Genomic DNA, 18926 nt, shown 5'->3' on the forward strand with positions numbered 1-18926 from the left:
ATCGCCGGCCTCGAGGCCGACCTGTCCCAGGCGATCGCCGAGGGCGAGACCCGTCTGGCGGCTGCACATCTGGCCAAGGAACAGGACGATCGGGAGCACAACGCGCTCGTCGAGACCCTCCAAGCCCAGGCGACGGCGGCCGCAGCGGACGCGGCGACCGCGCATGCCGCCGCCCTTGCCGGGCGTGACGACGAGATCGCTCGCCTCCTGCGGGAGCATCAGGACAGGCTGGCCGAGGCCGAGGCGGCACAACGGGCAGCCGAACAAAGCCTGGGCGCCCGGATCGCCGGCCTCGAGGCCGACCTGTCCCAGGCGATCGCCGAGGGCGAGNAACAGGGCGACCGGGAGCACAACGCGATCGTCGAAGCTCTCCAAGCCCAGGCGACGGCGGACGCAGCGGCAGCGGCGGACGCAGCGACCGCGCATGCCACTGCCCTTGCCGGGCGTGACGACGAGATCGCTCGCCTCCAGCAGGAGCATCAGGACAGGCTGGCCGAGGCCGAGGTGGCACAACGGGCAGTCGAACAAAGCCTGGGCGCCCGGATCGCCGGCCTCGAGGCCGACCTGTCCCAGGCGATCGCCGAGGGCGAGACCCGTCTGGCGGCTGCACATCTGGCCAAGGAACAGGACGACCGGGAGCACAACGCGCTCGTCGAGACCCTCCAAGCCCAGGCGACGGCGGCCGCAGCGGACGCAGCGACCGCGCATGCCGCTGCCCTTGCCGGGCGTGACGACGAGATCGCCCGCCTCCAGCAGGAGCTTCAGGACAGGCTGGCCGAGGCCGAGGCGGCACAACGGGCAGCCGAACAAAGCCTGGGCGCCCGGATCGCCGGCCTCGAGGCCGACCTGTCCCAGGCGATCGCCGAGGGCGAGGCCCGTCTGGCGGCTGCACATCTGGCCAAGGAACAGGACGACCGGGAGCACAACGCGCTCGTCGAGACCCTCCAAGCCCAGGCGACGGCGGCCGCAGCGGACGCGGCGACCGCGCATGCCGCCGCCCTTGCCGGGCGTGACGACGAGATCGCCCGCCTCCAGCAGGAGCTTCAGGACAGGCTGGCCGAGGCCGAGGCGGCACAACGGGCAGCCGAACAAAGCCTGGGCGCCCGGATCGCCGGCCTCGAGGCCGACCTGTCCCAGGCGATCGCCGAGGGCGAGGCCCGCCGGACAGCGTTCGAGCAAGCCATGCTCGTGGCGGAGCAGCAGCAGAATGCTAAGCTCGACGCGCTGCAACAATGGAACGCCAGCACCGTCGCCGACTACGAAGCACGCTTGATCACCGCCCTGCGGGACAAGGATGCTGCGGAAAGCGCCTTCACCGCGCAGATCGAAGACTATCAACGGCGTCTGGCGGACAACGCTACGGCCAGCGACCTCCTTGCCATCGAGTTGGAGACCGCACGCTCCAATCTGGCAAAGAATTCTGCACAGCTGTCGACGGTCGAGGCCGAAGCGGCACGCACTCAGCTGGAACTGGAAGCCAAGCTCGCGCAGGGCGAAGAAACCGCCCGGCTTGCCGCCGTTGCCGCCGAAAGCCGCCTGGCCGAATTGCAGACCCTGCTGGCGGAGACAGTCGCCGAGAAGGACCGGAGACTGGACGATGCCGATAAAGCTCGGGCCGAAATCGAGGGGCAGTACAAACAGCAAATCGAGCAATGGCAGAGCCGCCTGTCGACCTCCGCCGCGGATCATGGCATCGAGCTTGCGGCCGCAATCGAAGAGAAAGAGCAGATCGGCAAGGCATTCGAGGCCCGGGTCGGCGAGTATGAGCAACATATCATCAACATGAGTGCTGCCCATGACACCAGAGTAGGCGTGCTTCAGGAGACATGCAGCCAGCAGACGGCGACGATTGCCGACCTCGATGCACGGCTGTCCGCCGCCGAAGCCAGAGCCGCGGCATTGACGGAACAGCTTGCGGCCGCGGTGAGCCAGACCGAACAAAGCAGCCATCTTCAGGCCCAGTTCAGGGAATTGGAGGCATCGGCGGCGCTGGTGCAGGCCGACTACGACAAGGCGCGTACGGAAATACGCGCGCTGGAACTCGAAAAATACGTGAAGGAAAGGCAACTCGACGAACGGAATGAGGAATTCCGTTCGCTAACGGAGCGCCAACGCCTGTTGCAGCAGGAATTGATGGCGAGCGAAGGGCAGATGCGCCTCATGAGCGATCTTCTGATGCGTGGGCGTAACCTATGAGCTCGACAGGCCCCCGGAAACCTCGCGCGCCCCGGCGCAATGCCGTGACAGACAACAAGAAAGCGAGCCCGAATGCACCTGGCGACACCACCCAGGTGTCACAGCCAGCCACATCCACCATCGTCAATTCCGATGCCAAGCCTCTGATCGAACAAGGCCGGGCGGCAATCGTCTTTGGCGACTGGGAAGCGATCCAGCCTGCGGATCTGGCACTTCTCGAACCCAATCCCGGTCGAGCGAGGCTCGCCGCGATCTATGCCGGCGCCATGGCCAACAGGGGGGACTTCAAGTCCGCCCGGGAGTTCTGCGATCGGGCCCTTCAATGGGGGGCCGAGTATGAACTGGTGGCGACGATCCTGCTGGCCTGCGCGCACGATACCCTGGGCCGGGCTGCCGTTTTTGCGGACGACGAGGCGCTGGCCGAAAAGCATTTCGCCAATGCCTTGGCACTTATTGCCCCCGGAGAGGCGAACCACCTGCTGCTGAACGCCAGGGCGGCGTCGCAAATCGCCCGCGCGCGGATGCAATTCGCGACCGCCGGACTGCCGGCGTCGGGATCTTCCGAAGAAACGGCCAAGATTTCGCGCAGCATTCCCGAAGAGATCCTGAGCAACAAGAGCTTCTTTGCACGCTCCCATGCCGAATACCAGAGGATCGGTGCAAAGGGAGGCGCGGAACGCTTCCTGTATCTGGAAACGAAATCCCTGCCGAGATCCGGTCTGCACTATACCGAAAGGGGATTGCGCCAGATTTTCGCAGACGATTTCAGCTTCTGCGAATGGTATCAGGAGCCTGGTTGCTGCAAGAAAATGCCCTGCGCTCTCTTGGGGGAATTGGAAGATGTGGAAAACGGCAAAAAACGCCTGTCGCTGAAAATGACGAAATCCCATGATTTCGATTTGGCAGATCCGCCGTATCAACTCCCCCTGCCTGTGCACCGCCTGGTTCTGATCCGGAATCCGCTGCCCATACTGACATCGTGGTTCATGCTCGATCTGCTGGCCGGGCATGCTGAACTTCTCAGCAACAATGGGATCGGGATCAACAAGATATACTTCAGCCATCCGGCATCGGTGGTTGCAGCAGCCTATCGGATTATTGCCGGCGCCTTCAACCCGCCCTCACCTGAAGAGCTGAGGAAATGGATCGAAGAAAAATCGAAATATATAAGCGGGTTTGTTCAAAAATGGTGCGGCGAAAACAGCAGAATGAAAAATACGCATTTAGTAAGTTATGAGAACGCCAATCAATTTATCGTGAAAATCGCTTCAATTTTGGAGCAGAGGTTTGATTCCCAGACACGCGAACGCTTGGTTGCGTTCGCGCGGAAGTCGTCCGAGCAATTTCAACCGCGCAGCGATCCGTTCCGCGCGCCGGAGCCTGCGATATCTTCTTATCTACGGGCCAATGCGAGGGCTTTCCATGAAGGGGCTGCCCGCATCGAAGAAAATGATTCCACCGGCACCTTCGCCCGCCTCGCGGCATCAGGACTCATAACCAGTCGATGACGGTTGCGGCCATCATGACGGTCGCGAGAATTACCTAAGGGCACCTTGAAGAACCGGTTTGGGTGGTATCAGAGACGAATGCGCCGCAGCAGCGGTCGAAGGCGGCTGTCACGGTACCTGAAAGAACTACGGGACCGGCTCTGCCGTCCGTCAATAGAAACGATTCTCCTGCCACCACATCGCCGTCTGAATGATTGTGCGTAGGTCGCTAAACCTCGGCGACCAATCCAGTGTATGTAGGATCCGGCTTGGGTCAGCAACCAGAACCGCAGGATCTCCCTCGCGGCGGGGGCCAATCCTGTAAGGTATTTCCCTCGCCAGGATGGATTCAGCTGTCCGAATAACTTCGGCGACTGTCGCACCGACACCTGTACCGACATTGAAAATGCCGCTGCCCCCACCGCTTAACATTCTTTGGAGCGCAGCAACATGGGCGGCTGCGAGATCGACCACGTGAATATAGTCCCTGATCGGGGTACCGTCCGGTGTAGGGTAATCGGAGCCAAAAATACTCAAAGGCGCACCAGACCCGATTACAGCTTTGCACAAGAGAGGGATCAAATGCGTTTCTGGATCGTGGCTTTCGCCGACTTCCCCATCAAGATCGGCACCACTAGCATTGAAATAGCGTAGAATGGTAAATCTTAGATCTGAGGAGCAGGCAATCCAATGCAGCGCCTGCTCAAAAGCTAACTTGGTCGCTCCATAAGGATTAATCGGTATCGCGGGGTGATCCTCTGAGATTAACATTGTCTTGGGTAGGCCGTATACTGCAGCAGTCGAGGAAAATATAAGATTCTTGACTCCATTTTCAATTAAACTTGAGGCAAATGAAACTGCAGCGCCGACATTGTTATCGTAATATTTAACCGGATTCTGCATGCTCTCACCGACCAAGCTGCACGCAGCGAAATGCATAGCCGCCCTGATATCGTACTTGGCAACGGTGCCGGCAATGGCATATCGGTCTCTGATGTCCGCTTCGACAAGAGGCCCCCATTTGACGGCTTGGCGGTAACCAGTAGATATGTTGTCTATGGTAACTGGCAAAAACCCAGATGCAGCAAGTTGCTTGCAAGTTTGGGCGCCGATGTAACCTGCACCACCAGCAACGAGGACTGCTTTCATGAACTTACCTCCGCATCTTGGTCAATTGCATATCAATAGAGAGACAGAATAGCGCGTTGCATTCTGACCATCACGAAATTCTAGCCGATATCCCCGAGTATCTTCTTCAGGCGACATGGAAGCTAGTTCGCCCAAAGAAGATGCGCACATGATAGTAGAACATTCTTTATGGTCCTGCCCTGCCTCTTTCTGGACTACAAGCGTTGTGGAGGGTGGATTTTGCTAGGATTTTCCTCCTAACCTTTCCGCCAACGAACGGCTTGGCGATCAGACTTCGAATAATTGCTTGGTCAATTCCGTGCATCGCATGAACAGCTTCAAGGCACCTCTTTCGCTGCCTTCATTTTGGATCAAGATAATCCCCGGATCCTGATAAGCAACGTCTCGGAGCATTTGGCGCGCTTCGCCCGGCAACCCATCCAGCCGCCCCATCATGTCTTGACTATCGAAATTAAAATAGATGCGGTAATCAGTATCGTTATTTTCAAGGTATTTTTGGGAAAACTCATCCTTATTCGAAAAACTATGGACTTTGAACTCAACGCTGAAGGCACCCGCCTTCCTTTGTAGCAGCAGAGTAGCTTGGCCGCGCGGCACCATGCGGACGACGCTCACCTGACTATACTCTCCAGCCCTGTAATAGACGAAGCTAAAGTCGTGCGGACCAGCCCCCTCTTTGACCTCGACGGCGGCGTCATCAGCCGGCGACGCGGCCTCGACATGGTCTTCCACCGCGACGCCCGGATGCTCAATAGTCGGGTCGGCGTGCGGCGGCGTCTCCGCTGCCGGGATGACCTCGGGGTAGTCGCGCGCCGGCAGGAAACGCCGGCAAGCCTTCAGAAAATCCCTGGCGAAGCTGCGACGCGCTTCGTCATAGTCCGCTCCGGATGTTTTCCGCGGCGGCTCGGCTGCAAATTCCGCCATGATATCGGCCAGGGCCTTCGGATCATGGCGCGGAAAATGCCGGCCGTTCTCCAGCAACTGTTCGTAGTGGACGGCCAGATCCGAGGCAACGACGAATTGCCCCATCGATTTCGCGTCTTCGATAACCGTCGACCAGCCTTCGAACAGCGATGGCTGAACCACGTAATCGGCACCATACATCAAGGTCAGCTGGTCGGCCCGCGGGATGAAGCCCAGAAACCGGACATTCTCGCTCAGCCCCCATTCGGCAGCCCTGGATTTCAACAGATCGATATAGCCGCCGACCCGATAATCCTTCTCGCTGCCCGTAAAGCAGACCGTTACATCGATGCCGCGTTCCTTCAGCAGCGCCAGAGCGCGAAGGACAACGATATGGTTCTTATGTATCCAGACTTGATTTGCGCACATGACATAATGTCCCGGCAAACCATATTGGGCCCTTACCTCGGGCAGTCGCTCCGGATCGAAGCGATCGAAAGCGGCGAAGCGCACCACTTCCACATTCTGGCATTCCCCGGGGTAAAATCGCTCCACATCCGCCTTCGCGTCCTCGCTGCTGACCACCAGTCCAGCCGTCTTGAAACGCAGGCGATGATGATGCCGACGATTGGCCACTTCCCCTTGGGAGAAGTAATAAGGCAGATGCAGTTCCTGGAAATCCGGAATCCAACAAACCGTGCGGTAGCTCTGATTGGCGACCGGGTGCGGAAAAATGACATCGAAGGGATATTGCTCAGGCGCCCGCTCGAATTCTGAAAGTTCGACCCACTCCAGCTTGGGGTAGCCGCACTGGAGCATGAAGTCGACCGATTCCCTTTGGTTGCTCAAAAGGACGATGTCCGGCTGCTCGTCTTCGCGCAGAAAATTGAATGCAGCGATCAGATTGCGAAAGTAGTAACTTCCGCCGATCCAATCCTCGTTGAGCTCGAAAATAACCGCGATCTTCATAATTCCATACTTTCGGTTTTATTTGCGGTCGCCAGTTTCCCGACCCGTCACAGTTCTTTTCAGCCAATCGACATATCGGTCCAGGCCCTCTTCCAGCCCGACCTCGGCGCGCCACCCCGTTGCCAGGGCCTGGGCGATGTCGGCTTCGTAATGTTGGGGATCACCGGCCCGGACCTGCCCGTCGAAGCGAATGTCGCAGCCGCCGCCGAGACGTGCCGCCAAGCCTTCAACGATGGTCCGGATGGCGACCGCCCGGCCGGTGCCCCCGTTGATCACCGAGACATCGGCCCGGGCGGCAGCGCCCGCCGCCACGATGAGCCTGGCGGCATCATCGACATGGATCCAATCCCGTGTTTCGGTACCGGTGCCGAAGAACGTTCCGTCCCCCCGCAGCAGCCGGTGCCCGGCATCCCACAGCAACTGCTTCCGCAGCCCTTCCCCATAGACGGAAAACAGCCGCACGATGGTCGCGGGTACCGAAAAATGCTGCGCATATTGCCGTATCAGCAATTCGCAGATGACCTTGTTCACGCCATAGGGAGAAATCGGCTTCAGCGGCGAGTCTATTCTGATGGGCATCTCGTCAAGCGTGCCATAGACACCGGCGCTCGACAGCAGCACGACTTTTGGCCCCCCTTGCTGGCGGGCGAATTCGAGAACAACCTGGGTCGTGACAACGTTGCAGGCGAAATCCTTGTCCGGACATTGGAGCGACATGGCGACCGAGCCGCTGCCGGCGCAATGGTAGATTTCCTCGACGCCCTCCGCGCAGTCGCGCAATGTCTCGAGCGTGACACCTTCACCGTTCCATGCGGCGAGATCCAAGCCCGCCGGCGGGAGACCGCGCCCGATACCGACGACGTCCCGGCCGCGGCTTATCAAACAGCTGGCGACTGCCTGGCCGATGAAGCCTGCCGCCCCGGTAACCAGAACGCGGTTCATATCGAGTATCCATGAGCGGCCCGTTGGCCACAGGCAACGGGGATTTTAACGCGTTTTTCCGCGAAGCCAAAACCAGTCCGCAGCAATGAAGCACATTCGATCAGCGAGTCCAGAGCATGTCCGAAATGGCGGCTATTCCAGACAGGCTCGAACCCTTTGACGTCACGCTTCCTCGCACCGCGAACCGGTTTCCACGTCGCCTGAAGATGCTCCAGGCAAGCTGCCGCAAGCCGACGTACCGGCCCTGCGCAGGCTGCCCGTACCGTCGTCGGTATGGTCATGGTCCTTACCTCGGCCATCCCTAGCGTTTGGAAAACGACACTTCGGGCAACGGCACCTTGGGGAACCGCGCTTCCTTGCGTTCGTTCTGCAAGAGCATGATATCGTCCCGACGGCTGAGCACCTGGGCCGGATTGCCACCGACCACGCAATAGGGGGGGACGTCCTTGGTCACCACCGACTGCGATGCCACGATGGCGCCGTCGCCGATCGTCACCCCTTTCATGATCGTGGTGCCGAAACCGATCCAGACACCGTCGCCGATGCGCACCGGCCCCGCCGCGACATCGTACCAATTCTTGAAGGCGCCGAGGCTCCCTACCGTGCTACCGGTCAACCAGTCGGTAGGATCGTTCTCGCGCAGGCCGCGGTCAAGGGAATGGGCATTGCTGTCCATGACCACCACATCCCACGACAGCATCGTGTTGCGGCCGATATGGATGCCTTCGGGCTGCGAGCAGATCAGCAGGCAATGGCCGCCAATCGATGTCCCGTCGCCGATCGTGATCTGCCCGCAGCCACGTTCGAAGACATAGGTGCCGCTGATGTCGCAATTGTCGCCCACGCGCAGATAGGGCCGGTTTTCGCGGTAGTTCCGCACATCGACATGAGCGCCGCCCACTCGCGAATTGCGCCCGGCATCAATCGCCGCGTGGCTCTTGCGCACCGGCGGCGCTATGTGCTGTTCCAGCCCGCCGTCGATCAGGTCAAATGCCTCGAAAATCAGGCCGAGATTCCTGCTGTCCATCTGCTGCGCCCGCTCGATGCGAACGTGGACGAGAGTCTGGTCGAGGCTGGCGTTGAGCGGTACGGAGAATGCGTGCGGCTGCGCGATATCGGTCGCCATGCAGGGGACAATCTGGATGAAATTGTCGGTCTCGATTGTCAAGACCTGCCCATGGATGACGTTGCGATAGCGAAGCTGCAATACCGGCTGCGTCATCCCCGCCGGATTGACGCGGAACACGACGTCGTGCCCCCGGCTCCACATGAAGCGCGCCGGTGCCCCGTCGATCGATGTGCCATCCTCGACGTCGTGCAGCCCCCCCACCTGATGGGGGCGAATGGTGCTCGACAGCGGATGCACCGCGGCTTCCGGCGACACGTTATTCAACAGGTCGCGTTCCGCGAACGTTGCCAAGCGCCGCCATGCGGCGGCTTCCGCGTCCGGCAATGCAGCGATCCAGTCCGGAGCGAGTTCGTTGAGAAGCGCCAGATCGTCGTTGCCGGCACTGAGCCGCCACACTTTGCGCTCCTGCTCGTTCATATCGGCGAGCACGGCGCGGACGAATTCCTGGCGCAGATCCTCGGGCACCTGGACCTGGATGAACGGCGTCGGCATCAAATAGGTGACCGATATGGCCGGCATCCGCTCCAGCAGCCCCTCTTTCGCCAGGAAATCGAGGCAGAGACGGCGAACATGCAGGAAATCGAAGAGTTTTCGGCTCCGCACCGTGGAGATGGAGCCGGACCGGATCCGGTAATAATAACCGACCGCCGGATCGACGAAGATCACATTGAGGCGCGCCACCAGGTTCAGCGCGAACTGGTGATCCTCGTAATAATAGCCGACCGGGAATGTGAGGTGGTTGGTTTCGATGACATCCCGTCGAATGATGAAACGCCAAGCCTGGGCGTTCCACGGCGCCAAGGAGGCAAAGATCTGCTCGCTGCGGGCGGGATGATAGAGGAAACCGGAATACCGCGGATTTGCCACCGACTGATTGCTGATGTTCTCGTGTTCATCGATGTAGGCAAAGTTGACCTTGTAGGCGTCCGGCCGCGCCTCTTGGAGAATGCGCGCGATCCGCGTCAGGCAGTCGTCCCGCAGGAAATCGTCGGAGTCGACGAACCAGACATAGTCGCTGCGGCAGTCGAGCAAGCCGGACAACCGGGCCTGGCTCGGCCCCTGATTGGCCTGCGTGACGATCCGGACCCGGCCGTCGAGCGCCGCAAAGGCGCGGGCGACGGCCGCGGTATAGTCGGTCGAACCGTCATCGACGACAATGAGTTCGAGATCCTCCATGTCCTGGCAGAGAATGCTGCTGATGCAGCGCCCGAGAAATTTGCCGACATTGTAGCTCGGCAGCACGAAGGATATCAGCGGGGCCTTTTCCGGCGTCCGGCCGAAGAACCGCAAGCCGTTCTTCTTGTAAAGCTCCTCGATCTCGTCCCATTTGATGCCCGAGAAAACGTCCAGCATCGTTTCTCTCGGAACGTTGCGGGCCTTCAGCGCCATCGCCGTGCTGACATTGAGCGGCAAATGGTCGTATTTCGCGATTACGGGCTTGGCGACCTCGGGCTCCTTCCAGCCGCGCGCGGCAAACAGGAGCGTCAATGCGTCTTCGCGCTCGATATTGATCAGCGGGAAGTTCTGCTTGATCAGCGCATGCGCCTCTTCCCAGATCAGATCGGGGTTATTGTTCGACATCCCGGTCAAGGGGAACAGGACGACCGGCTGGGCGACATAGGCGAACGTGCGGCCGGCATGGATGGCGCGGTGCATCCAGCGGGTATCTTCGGCCATGGGATAGACGAGTTCGAACCGGCCGACCTCGTCATAGGCCTTCCGGGTCGCAAACATACCGTTGTGACCGACCGGGCCGCCGCTGATGAAGGCGTTCAACCCCCAGGGCTCGTCCTGCCGCTTATTGATCCTGCCGCCGGTCGCACGCTCGATCGTCTGGCCGCCGACGACATCCGCGCCGGTCTGGTAATATTTCTCGGCCACCGCGTCCAGGGCGCCGGGCAAATAGCAGTCGCCGGCGCCGACAATGCCGATCAGCGTCCCGCGCGCCATCGCGAGCCCGCGGTTGAGGGCATCGTAAAGGCCCTTGTCCCGCTGCGAAATGAATTGCGTGACGACGTCCGAGCTGGCCGCGGCGATTTCGAGGGTCTTGTCCCTGGAAGCGCCGTCGAGAACGATGCATTCGATATCGTCGCGCGCCTGGTCGCGGATCGACTGCAGGGTCGCCGGCAGATCTTCGGCGGCATTGAAGGTCGCGATCAGCACGGTAAACAGGGGCGGCCGGCCCCAGGCCGATTGAGCGCCGCCGATCGCCGCCGGGCCGGACCAGTCGGTGTTCCCGAACATCGTCCGCAGGCCATCTTCGGAAAAATTGCCCGCCCGCAGCGTCTGGGCCACGGCGACATTGAGTTTCGCCGAGCGCGATCGAAGGATCAGGGCCTTCAGAGCATCGAGGTCGACATCCTGCCGGTCGCCGATCGCGGCAAGGCATTCCGCGTCGCGCCGCGACAACCGAAGCTCCCAGAACGAGCGCTGAATGGTGGCGACCCTGTCCTGGTCGTCGGGGATGGCGCCAGCCGCCTGGACCAGCGGTGCGTCCACCTGCCTGCCCACCACGCCCGCCAGCAGAGCCCGCTCGATAAAGCCGCGGAATGCCGTGTGGACGTCGTCCGGTGCAAAATAGCCAAGGCTCAGCAGGCGGCGCGGACGGACGAACGTCGCCGAGGGACGGAACGGAAGGCGGCCGAGAAAGATCTGATAGTCATAGCCGGCACTGCCGCCGGCCTGGAACAGGGCCGTTCCCACCACCAGTTCCACTGCCGCGCCGTCGGCCGCGGCCTCCACCTGTTCGAAGGCACGATCCAGAAAGGTGGTGCCCGCCTCGACCACGGCAACCCAGGCCGCGGTCTCGGCAGCCATCACCACGGCGCTGCCGAGGCTGCGGGTGAAACGAACCGAAACCTGCGGCGGTATCGCCCCCTCCAGCGCGGCGCCGAGGTCGTCGTCGCCGCCAGCGACGATGCAGGCAACGTTGTAGCCCTGGTTGGCGGCCGAAATAATGGTCGCCAAAACACGATCAAAAACAACTGCACCCGAAATAACGATTACAAAATTGGACATAAAAACCCCTCCGAATTCAAAAGCCCGACTGGGTGAAAATGAATTGCTGGCAAAAGCGAATTTTTACCGTCGCCCAAGGCCAGCTCGCAATCACTACCGCGTCGCCCCCCGCCTTCATATGCCAGCCCCGCATCGACCATCATTTCGGCGATCGGAGCCGGCCTTACCCCAGCCGCAGCTCCTCGTCTGGCTGCGTCATATACCAACGATAGGTCTGCTCGATGCCCTGCTCCAAGGTGACCTGGGCCTTCCAGCCGAGCTTCGCCATGCGGTCGACATTCATCAACTTCTGCGGCGCGCCATCGGGCTTTGCGGTATCGAACAGGATCTCACCGGCAAACCCGGTCACGCGGGCGATCGTCTCGGCCAATTGACGGATGGTCACGTCGACGCCGCAGCCGACATTCAGGTGGCTGAGCATCGGCCGCGTCTCGCGACGATAGATGTCGTGGTCGAGATCCATCACGAAGAGGCTGGCATCCGCCATGTCATCGACATACATCAGCTCGCGCCGCGGGGTCCCGGTCCCCCAGATCACCACTTCCCGACGCCCGTCCCGGACCGCCTCGTGAAAGCGCCGGATCAGGGCCGGCACCACATGGCTTTTCTCGGGATGGAAATTGTCGCCCGGCCCGTAGAGATTGGTCGGCATCACCGAACGGTAGTCGCGGCCATATTGCCGGTTATAGCTCTCGCAAAGTTTGATGCCGGCAATCTTGGCGATCGCATAGGGCTCGTTCGTCGGCTCCAGCGGACCCGTCAGCAGGGCCTCTTCCGTCATCGGCTGAGGTGCGAGCTTTGGGTAGATACACGAAGAGCCGAGCTGCAACAGCCGCTGCACCCCGGTGGCATGAGCCTGATGAATGACGTTGCATTCGATCATCAGGTTCTCGTAGATGAATTCGGCGGGATAGTCGTTGTTGGCCAATATCCCGCCAACCTTGGCCGCGGCCAGGATGACGATGTCCGGCCTGACATCCTGAAGGAAATTGCCGACGGCCGATTGGTCCTTCAGGTCGAGCTCGCGGCTCGACCGGGTGATCAGCTCGTCGGCGCCGCGATCCTGCAGCTTCCGCAGGATCGCCCCCCCAACCATGCCTCTATGGCCCGCGACATAGATCCGCGCCACGGTCAGAACTCCATGCTGAGGGGAAGGTGCAGTCCATGCTTGTTGAGCAACGCGTGGCGCTGCGCCGCCTTCAGATCCTCGGCGACCATCTCCGCGCACATGTCGCGAACGCTGATTTCCGGCACCCAGCCCAGTTTTTCCTTGGCCTTGGTCGGATCCCCGAGGAGGGTTTCGACTTCCGCCGGCCTGAAATAGCGCGCATCCACCTGGACGATTACATCGCCGACGTTGACGGCAGGAGCCAGGTTGCCGCTCTTCGCCACGACCCGCCCGATCTCGTTCTCCCCTTCGCCGGAAAACTCCAGGGTCAAGCCGAGATCTTCCGCCGCCCAATGGATGAATTGCCGGACCGAATGCTGGACCCCGGTCGCGATCACGAAATCTTCGGGCGTCTCCTGCTGCAACATCATCCATTGCATCCGGACGTAGTCGCGCGCATGACCCCAGTCGCGAAGACTGTCGAGGTTGCCCATGTAGAGGCACCGCTCGAGCCCGATGGCGATGTTACTCAAGCCGCGCGTAATCTTTCGGGTAACGAAAGTCTCGCCGCGGCGGGGCGACTCGTGATTGAAGAGGATGCCGTTGCAGGCATACATGCCATAGGCTTCACGATAGTTGACCGTGATCCAATAGGCATAGAGCTTGGCCACCGCATAGGGGCTGCGCGGATAGAACGGGGTCGTTTCCCGCTGCGGGATTTCCTGCACCAGGCCGTAGAGTTCGGAAGTCGAGGCTTGATAGAAGCGGGTCTTCTTCTCGAGCTTGAGGAAGCGGATCGCTTCCAATACGCGCAGGGCGCCTATGGCGTCCACATCCGCGGTATACTCGGGAGCCTCGAACGACACGGCCACGTGGGACTGGGCGCCGAGGTTATACACCTCGTCCGGCTGCACCTCGGAGATCACCCGGGTCAGATTGGAAGTGTCTGACAGGTCGCCATAGTGCAGATGCAGGCGCGCGTTCCCGGAGTGCGGGTCTTCATAAATATGGTCAATACGCTGAGTATTAAAAAGCGACGCCCTGCGTTTTATGCCATGAACCTGATAGCCCCTTTCCAGTAGAAACTCAGCAAGATAGGAACCATCTTGCCCGCCAATGCCAGTAATAAGAGCTGTCTTGCTCATGATAATCTCCGGGAAAACCCTATAGTAAGGCGTGTATTCTGGTCAGAACAGGAACGTCGGAACAAGCGGCACCACCCCATGCCACTGTTCCTCGATATCGGCGGCACTGTCGCCCATACAACCGGAATATCTTCGGACATACGAAGCATGCCCCTAAAAGGGAAGGAAAATACGCTGCATTTTATGCGGCGCAGCGAACCAATACGGCTTCATGCAGCTATAGAAATCATGCTGCGGAGTCAATAGCACCGAGATTCCCCAACTTTCCGCGGCAACGCAACATGCAACGGCGCCATCCAATTCGTCAAGGGGAAGAAAAAACAGGATTCTGAACCGCGCCGGTTCTGTCGGAGGCCAATCCTTTTGAGAGGATATGGCGATGACGAGCGAGACGACGATGAAGTTTTCCCCTGAGATGCGTGCCCGAGCGGTGCGCATGGTGCCGTAGCACGAAGGGAAACGTCCCTCCCCTCGTGCAGGGCGGCCAAGATCGGCAGCGCGGCCGGCGATGTTGAAGTCCGGCGGAAGGCGCAGGATCCCGAAACGGGGCCAGGCGAAGGATATCCTGCGCAAGCTATCGGCTTATCTTGCCCCGGCGGAACTCGGCCGCCGGGGCAAGCCGCGATCGGCGGCGGCGCATCCGCGGCGCAGGCCAAAGCCGGCCCCCGTCCGCGCACCGGCACCGGCCGTCAGTCTCGCCGGGGCGTCAGGGTGACGCCGCTGACCGCGATCGACAGCCGGCGCTCGTCGCCCGCGATCCGAGTTTCGTTCAGGCCGGTCAACGCAATCATGCATATCCCCGGCAGCCAAGCCTTGCCGACGACGACCCGCCTCGGGCCATGCTCATGCCGGAAGGCGACCGGCTTGCCATTGACCAGCACCCGCGCATCGAGTCCGAAGGCACCGGGCATTTCCGAGTAGATGTGGATTTCGATCGTGTGGTGGCCGGCCGCGGTCGGCTCCACCAGAAAGGCGGCGCTTCGCTCGCTGCAGGCCCAGCGCCATATCGTGCTGGCCGTGCGCTCGATACCCGACAGGCCATGGGTCGCGAGAAAACGGTCGACACCGATATGCTGGTGCCGATAAACGCCCGCAGGCGCGGTATCGAAGACGTGAAGAGGTGACGGGACGGCCGGGTGCAGACGGTTTTCAGTCGCCCAGCTCAACTCCACGGCCGCAGCCAGATCCTCGCGACAGCGGGCCGGCACCGCGACCCAGACCATTTCGTCCGAGCCGCCGTCGGACACCGTTTCGGCCGGGGCGGCCAGCCAGCTGTAACGGCCCACGCCCCGCAGGATGGCGAACGCGCCGTCGATCTCGTTGCGGCGGCAAGTTCCGCGGAACAGCACAATGGGCTGATATTCGCGGATCGCCTCGATCGCGGTCGAAAGCTGGCGCGATTGTAGCGCATAATGTCCTATCGACAGCAGGCCGCAGGAAACCAGGTCGCGCATTGCCTGGCCGAGCGTATTGGTTTGCCATGTTTCGCTTCGATCGACTTCGTAGGCGGCACTGAAAAATCCATTGCCGACCGCCATCATTCTGGCGTCCGGGCCGATCACGGTACTGCCCGCCAGGGCATTGAACTCCCGCTGTTCGATATCCAGGCCGAAATGCTTGAGGTCGGCCAGATATTCCATGGGGACGGCTTTCACGCACCGCCCCGGGGCCGCCCCCGCCAGCAATTCAGTCAGACGACCGGAAATGCCGTCATACTCGACGATCAGTTCGCGGGCGGCGGCACAGCGCCGAAAGACGGCCGCAAACGCCTGGAGCGGCCACCGCGCTTCAGCGCGGCGCCCGGCACCGACGTCGTCCAGGGGGCCAAGCGCGCTCATCGGGCGATATCGAGGGCCGGCAAAGGGGCGAAGCCGACGAAATGCTGGTCCAGCAGGTTGCCGCCGGCAAAGCAGGCATCGGAGCCGCGGACCGCTATGACGGAGGATTCGACAGCGGCGGCGGGAACGGCGGCACCGGCAGTGACGATCTCGCTGAAATGATTGCTGTAGTGCCTGATCTGGAAGCCGAAACGGGCCATGCCCGCCTCGAGCGCGAGCCGCTCCGGATGCGCCGCCTCTGCCATCTCGTCGCTGCGCAGATTGACGATGAGCAAGGCCCCCATCGGCAATCGTCGCCGGCACCCGTCCATCCACGCGTCGAACCGCCCCATGAAGTCGCTGGCCTCCAGGTCGAGCAAGGCGATCTCTGCTCGTTCGCCGTCGTCGCCGGCCAGAAACGCCTCGATCGAGAGCGCCTCCAGGCCTTCCGTCCAGCCAAAGCTCTCCCGAGCCAGACGGGCAGCCAGGGCATTGTCACTGATCACCGCCAGCCGTCCGGCGCCGCCGAGCGGCAGATACAGTTCGCGCCACCACATGGTCCCCACCGCCCGCTCCGGCGCCATTCTCTGGGCGAGGGCGGCGGCCTGATCCTCGATGCGCCGGCGCGCGATCTTGGGAAGAGAGGCGACGGGGGCGGACCAGCCGGGAGCGCTGGCGGCCACCGGAAACAGCGTTTTCTCGATCATCGCCACATATTGTTCGGCGACCCTGTCGAGATCGAGCACCCGCTCGCCCATGGCGGCGGCATTCCGCTCGTAGAAGCGCCGAAGGTCCGGTTTGTCGATCAAGCTCTGAAGGCGCCAGGTGACGCCTTCCGCGTTCATCTCGTCGATCGGGATCTTGAGGCTGACATCGTCCGGCAGCTCGGCAAAGGCGCCGATGTCGGTGACCAGACTGCAGCATCCGATGGCAATGCCGTTGCAAAGCGCGCCCGAGGTTTCACCGACGGAGGGATAGCGCAGGTTGACCAGGATGTCGCAGGCCGCCAGATATGCGAACATGTCGTCGCTGTGCACATAGCCGCGCAGGGTTACATGGCTCGCCAGGTCCAGCCGCTCGATGTCGGCGACCAGATCGTATTCCTCCGGGCGCAGCTCGCCGACCACGATCAGATGGGCGCGGCGTCCCGAACGGCGCACGGCCGCCAGGGCTTCCAGCACGAGGTCCAGGCGCTTGCTTCTGGTCACGAAGCCGAGGGCCAGGATCTGAACATCTTCGGAGACGAGGCCGAGCTGCGCACGGGCGCGCAGCCGCGCGCCGTAGCGGTCGCCGATATAGGGGCTGGCCCGTTCGTGGTAAGGGTGCGGCAGTACGAAGACCGGCTTGTGCGGGGGCAAGGCGGTGAGGCGAAGCCTGCCCGTGCGCGAATGGGTCACGGTGCCGATGGAATGCCGCACCACCCAGGGCAGGAAGCTCAGTTCGGTATAATGGGCCGCACTGCGCCCGTTCCCCCTGCGCTGGTCATCGACGAGCGCTTCGCCCTTTGCGCCGTAGCATTCGAACATGAGGTCGCGGTAGCTGCGCCCGTCAGCGCCGCGCCGCAGGGAAAGATCGAACAAGTGATGCAGGGAAAGATCGTGAACCGTGGTCAGCCCCGGCCTGGCCGCCATCGCCGGCAGCATATAGACATGATCGGGATTGTTGCCGAGCTGGTAGAGATGGCCGGCCCCCGCAAAGCTGGCATCGTAATGCCGGTATTCGGTCATCGTGAGGGTGGGCCTCGCAATCGCGGGCACCGGGGCTGAATCGTCAATGACCGCATAGATATCGAAGGCATCGCCGAGGGCCGGCAGGAACGCCTCGGTATAGCCTGCGATGCCGTTCCGAAGCGGCGGCAGCGGCGAAAACAACGCCACGGCTTTGCGCGTCATTCCGGGCGCCCCCCCGCGCCGCCGTGGGCGCGGGCTTTGGCCAGGATCACATCGAAGGCGGCAATCTGGGTTCGCATATACTTCGTATAGACACTGCGGGACGCAAGGCGAAGAGCATCGAGCGCCCCCGGGCGCGACAGTCCAGCCAGCATCTCGACCGCATCGTCGACCGTCTTGCAAAGATGGGCGGGCGTATCGCTGAAGATACCGCACATGCCGCTGCCGGTGGACACTAGCGGCATACCGAACGAAAGAGCTTCCACGTTCTTGATCTTGAGGCCAGTGCCACTGATGTTCGGATTGACCACGACATCGATATCCCGATAGAAGGCGACGGCATCGTCAACATATCCGACCGCTTCGAATGCAGCAATGTCGGGCGGCAGATGGCGGCAGATCTCGCCGGCAACGACGAAGCGGAGCCCCAGGGCAGCGACCTCCCTCCGGGATGCGGCTTCGATCAGGCGGGTCAGGGACAGGCGATTGCTCGGGTTGCCGCTGGCGATATAGCCGATCCGGAGCACGCCGTCTTCCCGCCGCCGCGGCTGCAGGAAATTCTCCGGCAGGATGTGGCCCAGGGTCGCGACCTCGCGTTTGGTCCGCTGGCGCAGGACGTCCGCCTCCTCGTCCTGAATGGCCAGGACGAGACGCGCCCGATCGAGCCCGCGGGCTTCCTCTGCCGGGGTGGTGTAATACCAGGTGGGCGCGACCCCCTGTTCCTGAAGGGTATAGTGGCGGTCGCCGAAAAGGTCGTGCGTGTCGATAATTGTCAGAGTCTCGGGGTCGATCACTTCGCAGGCCGCCGACATCCAGACGTAATTCACGATGGCCAGGCTGAAGCGCCATTGCAATTGCAGGGTCTCGACCGCCCGGAGCAGCTCCGGCCCGCAAAAATCGTCCAGGGCATAGCCGTCGGGGGCCGTTGCCTTGATGCGGGTTTCGACGTCGACGAAGTGGACGTGGCGCCACCGGCGGGACATGGCCCGGCGCTGGTCGTCGTTGACGCCCTCCAGGCCATAGTACAAAAAATGAATGGTGTAGCCGGCATATTCCAGCAATTCACACAGGCGACCGACGCGGACCGAATTGCCCTGGCTGGATGGATCCGTGGCGATCGGAGAAATGACAAGCGCACGCATCCTCTACCCCCTCAGGGCATACCAATCGCCGG

At 61.7% G+C, this 18926-nt stretch carries 10 protein-coding genes and 2 pseudogenes; 1 reads left to right on the forward strand and 11 read right to left on the reverse strand.

What is annotated here, in order from left to right; translation table 11 throughout:
- Positions 1–2240: 2240 nt before the first annotated feature.
- Positions 2241–3704, forward strand: a complete 1464-nt coding sequence (locus DKG75_RS19780) for a tetratricopeptide repeat protein (RefSeq protein WP_133637085.1) — start codon at positions 2241–2243, stop codon at positions 3702–3704.
- A gap of 150 nt (positions 3705–3854) precedes the next feature.
- Here the strand turns inward: DKG75_RS19780 and galE are convergent, their stop codons facing one another.
- From galE to DKG75_RS19825, 11 genes and pseudogenes are all read right to left on the reverse strand, one after another.
- Positions 3855–4832: a UDP-glucose 4-epimerase GalE gene (gene galE, locus DKG75_RS19785; protein WP_109922921.1), complete on the reverse strand. Its 978-nt coding sequence runs from the start codon at positions 4830–4832 to the stop codon at positions 3855–3857.
- Positions 4833–5099: 267 nt separating this feature from the next.
- Positions 5100–6704, reverse strand: coding sequence for a glycosyltransferase family 4 protein (locus DKG75_RS19790; protein ID WP_109922922.1), 1605 nt, complete (start codon positions 6702–6704; stop codon positions 5100–5102).
- 18 nt (positions 6705–6722) lie between these two features.
- Positions 6723–7646 (reverse strand): NAD-dependent epimerase/dehydratase family protein, encoded by a 924-nt coding sequence (locus DKG75_RS19795; protein WP_109922923.1) that lies wholly within the window; start codon positions 7644–7646, stop codon positions 6723–6725.
- A 388-nt stretch (positions 7647–8034) separates the two neighbouring features.
- Positions 8035–8187: pseudogene (locus DKG75_RS23875) on the reverse strand (LbetaH domain-containing protein); the annotation flags it as partial.
- A 1464-nt stretch (positions 8188–9651) separates the two neighbouring features.
- Positions 9652–11793: pseudogene (locus DKG75_RS23880) on the reverse strand (glycosyltransferase); the annotation flags it as partial.
- 163 nt (positions 11794–11956) lie between these two features.
- Positions 11957–12922 carry a GDP-L-fucose synthase gene (gene fcl, locus DKG75_RS19805; protein ID WP_341809859.1) on the reverse strand — a complete coding sequence of 322 codons (966 nt, stop codon included), beginning with the start codon at positions 12920–12922 and terminating at the stop codon, positions 11957–11959.
- Positions 12923–12924: 2 nt separating this feature from the next.
- Positions 12925–14046, reverse strand: a complete 1122-nt coding sequence (gmd, locus tag DKG75_RS19810; RefSeq protein ID WP_109922925.1) for a GDP-mannose 4,6-dehydratase — start codon at positions 14044–14046, stop codon at positions 12925–12927.
- A 153-nt stretch (positions 14047–14199) separates the two neighbouring features.
- A complete protein-coding gene (locus DKG75_RS22805; protein ID WP_133637081.1) occupies positions 14200–14619 on the reverse strand; it encodes a hypothetical protein in 420 nt (139 codons plus the stop codon).
- 116 nt (positions 14620–14735) lie between these two features.
- The gene (locus DKG75_RS19815; RefSeq protein ID WP_133637079.1) at positions 14736–15884 is read right to left on the reverse strand and encodes a hypothetical protein; all 1149 of its coding nucleotides are present in this window, start codon (positions 15882–15884) and stop codon (positions 14736–14738) included.
- The gene (locus DKG75_RS19820) at positions 15881–17755 is read right to left on the reverse strand and encodes a glycosyltransferase family 4 protein (RefSeq protein WP_109922927.1); all 1875 of its coding nucleotides are present in this window, start codon (positions 17753–17755) and stop codon (positions 15881–15883) included. Before DKG75_RS19820 ends, DKG75_RS19815 begins: the two co-directional genes overlap by 4 nt.
- Complete coding sequence (locus tag DKG75_RS19825) at positions 17752–18894, reverse strand: glycosyltransferase (protein ID WP_109922928.1); 1143 nt, start codon at positions 18892–18894, stop codon at positions 17752–17754. The genes DKG75_RS19820 and DKG75_RS19825 overlap by 4 nt, the downstream gene beginning before the upstream one ends.
- Positions 18895–18926: the final 32 nt, after the last annotated feature.

It is taken from the genome of Zavarzinia compransoris (genome assembly GCF_003173055.1).
Lineage (GTDB): Bacteria > Pseudomonadota > Alphaproteobacteria > Zavarziniales > Zavarziniaceae > Zavarzinia > Zavarzinia compransoris.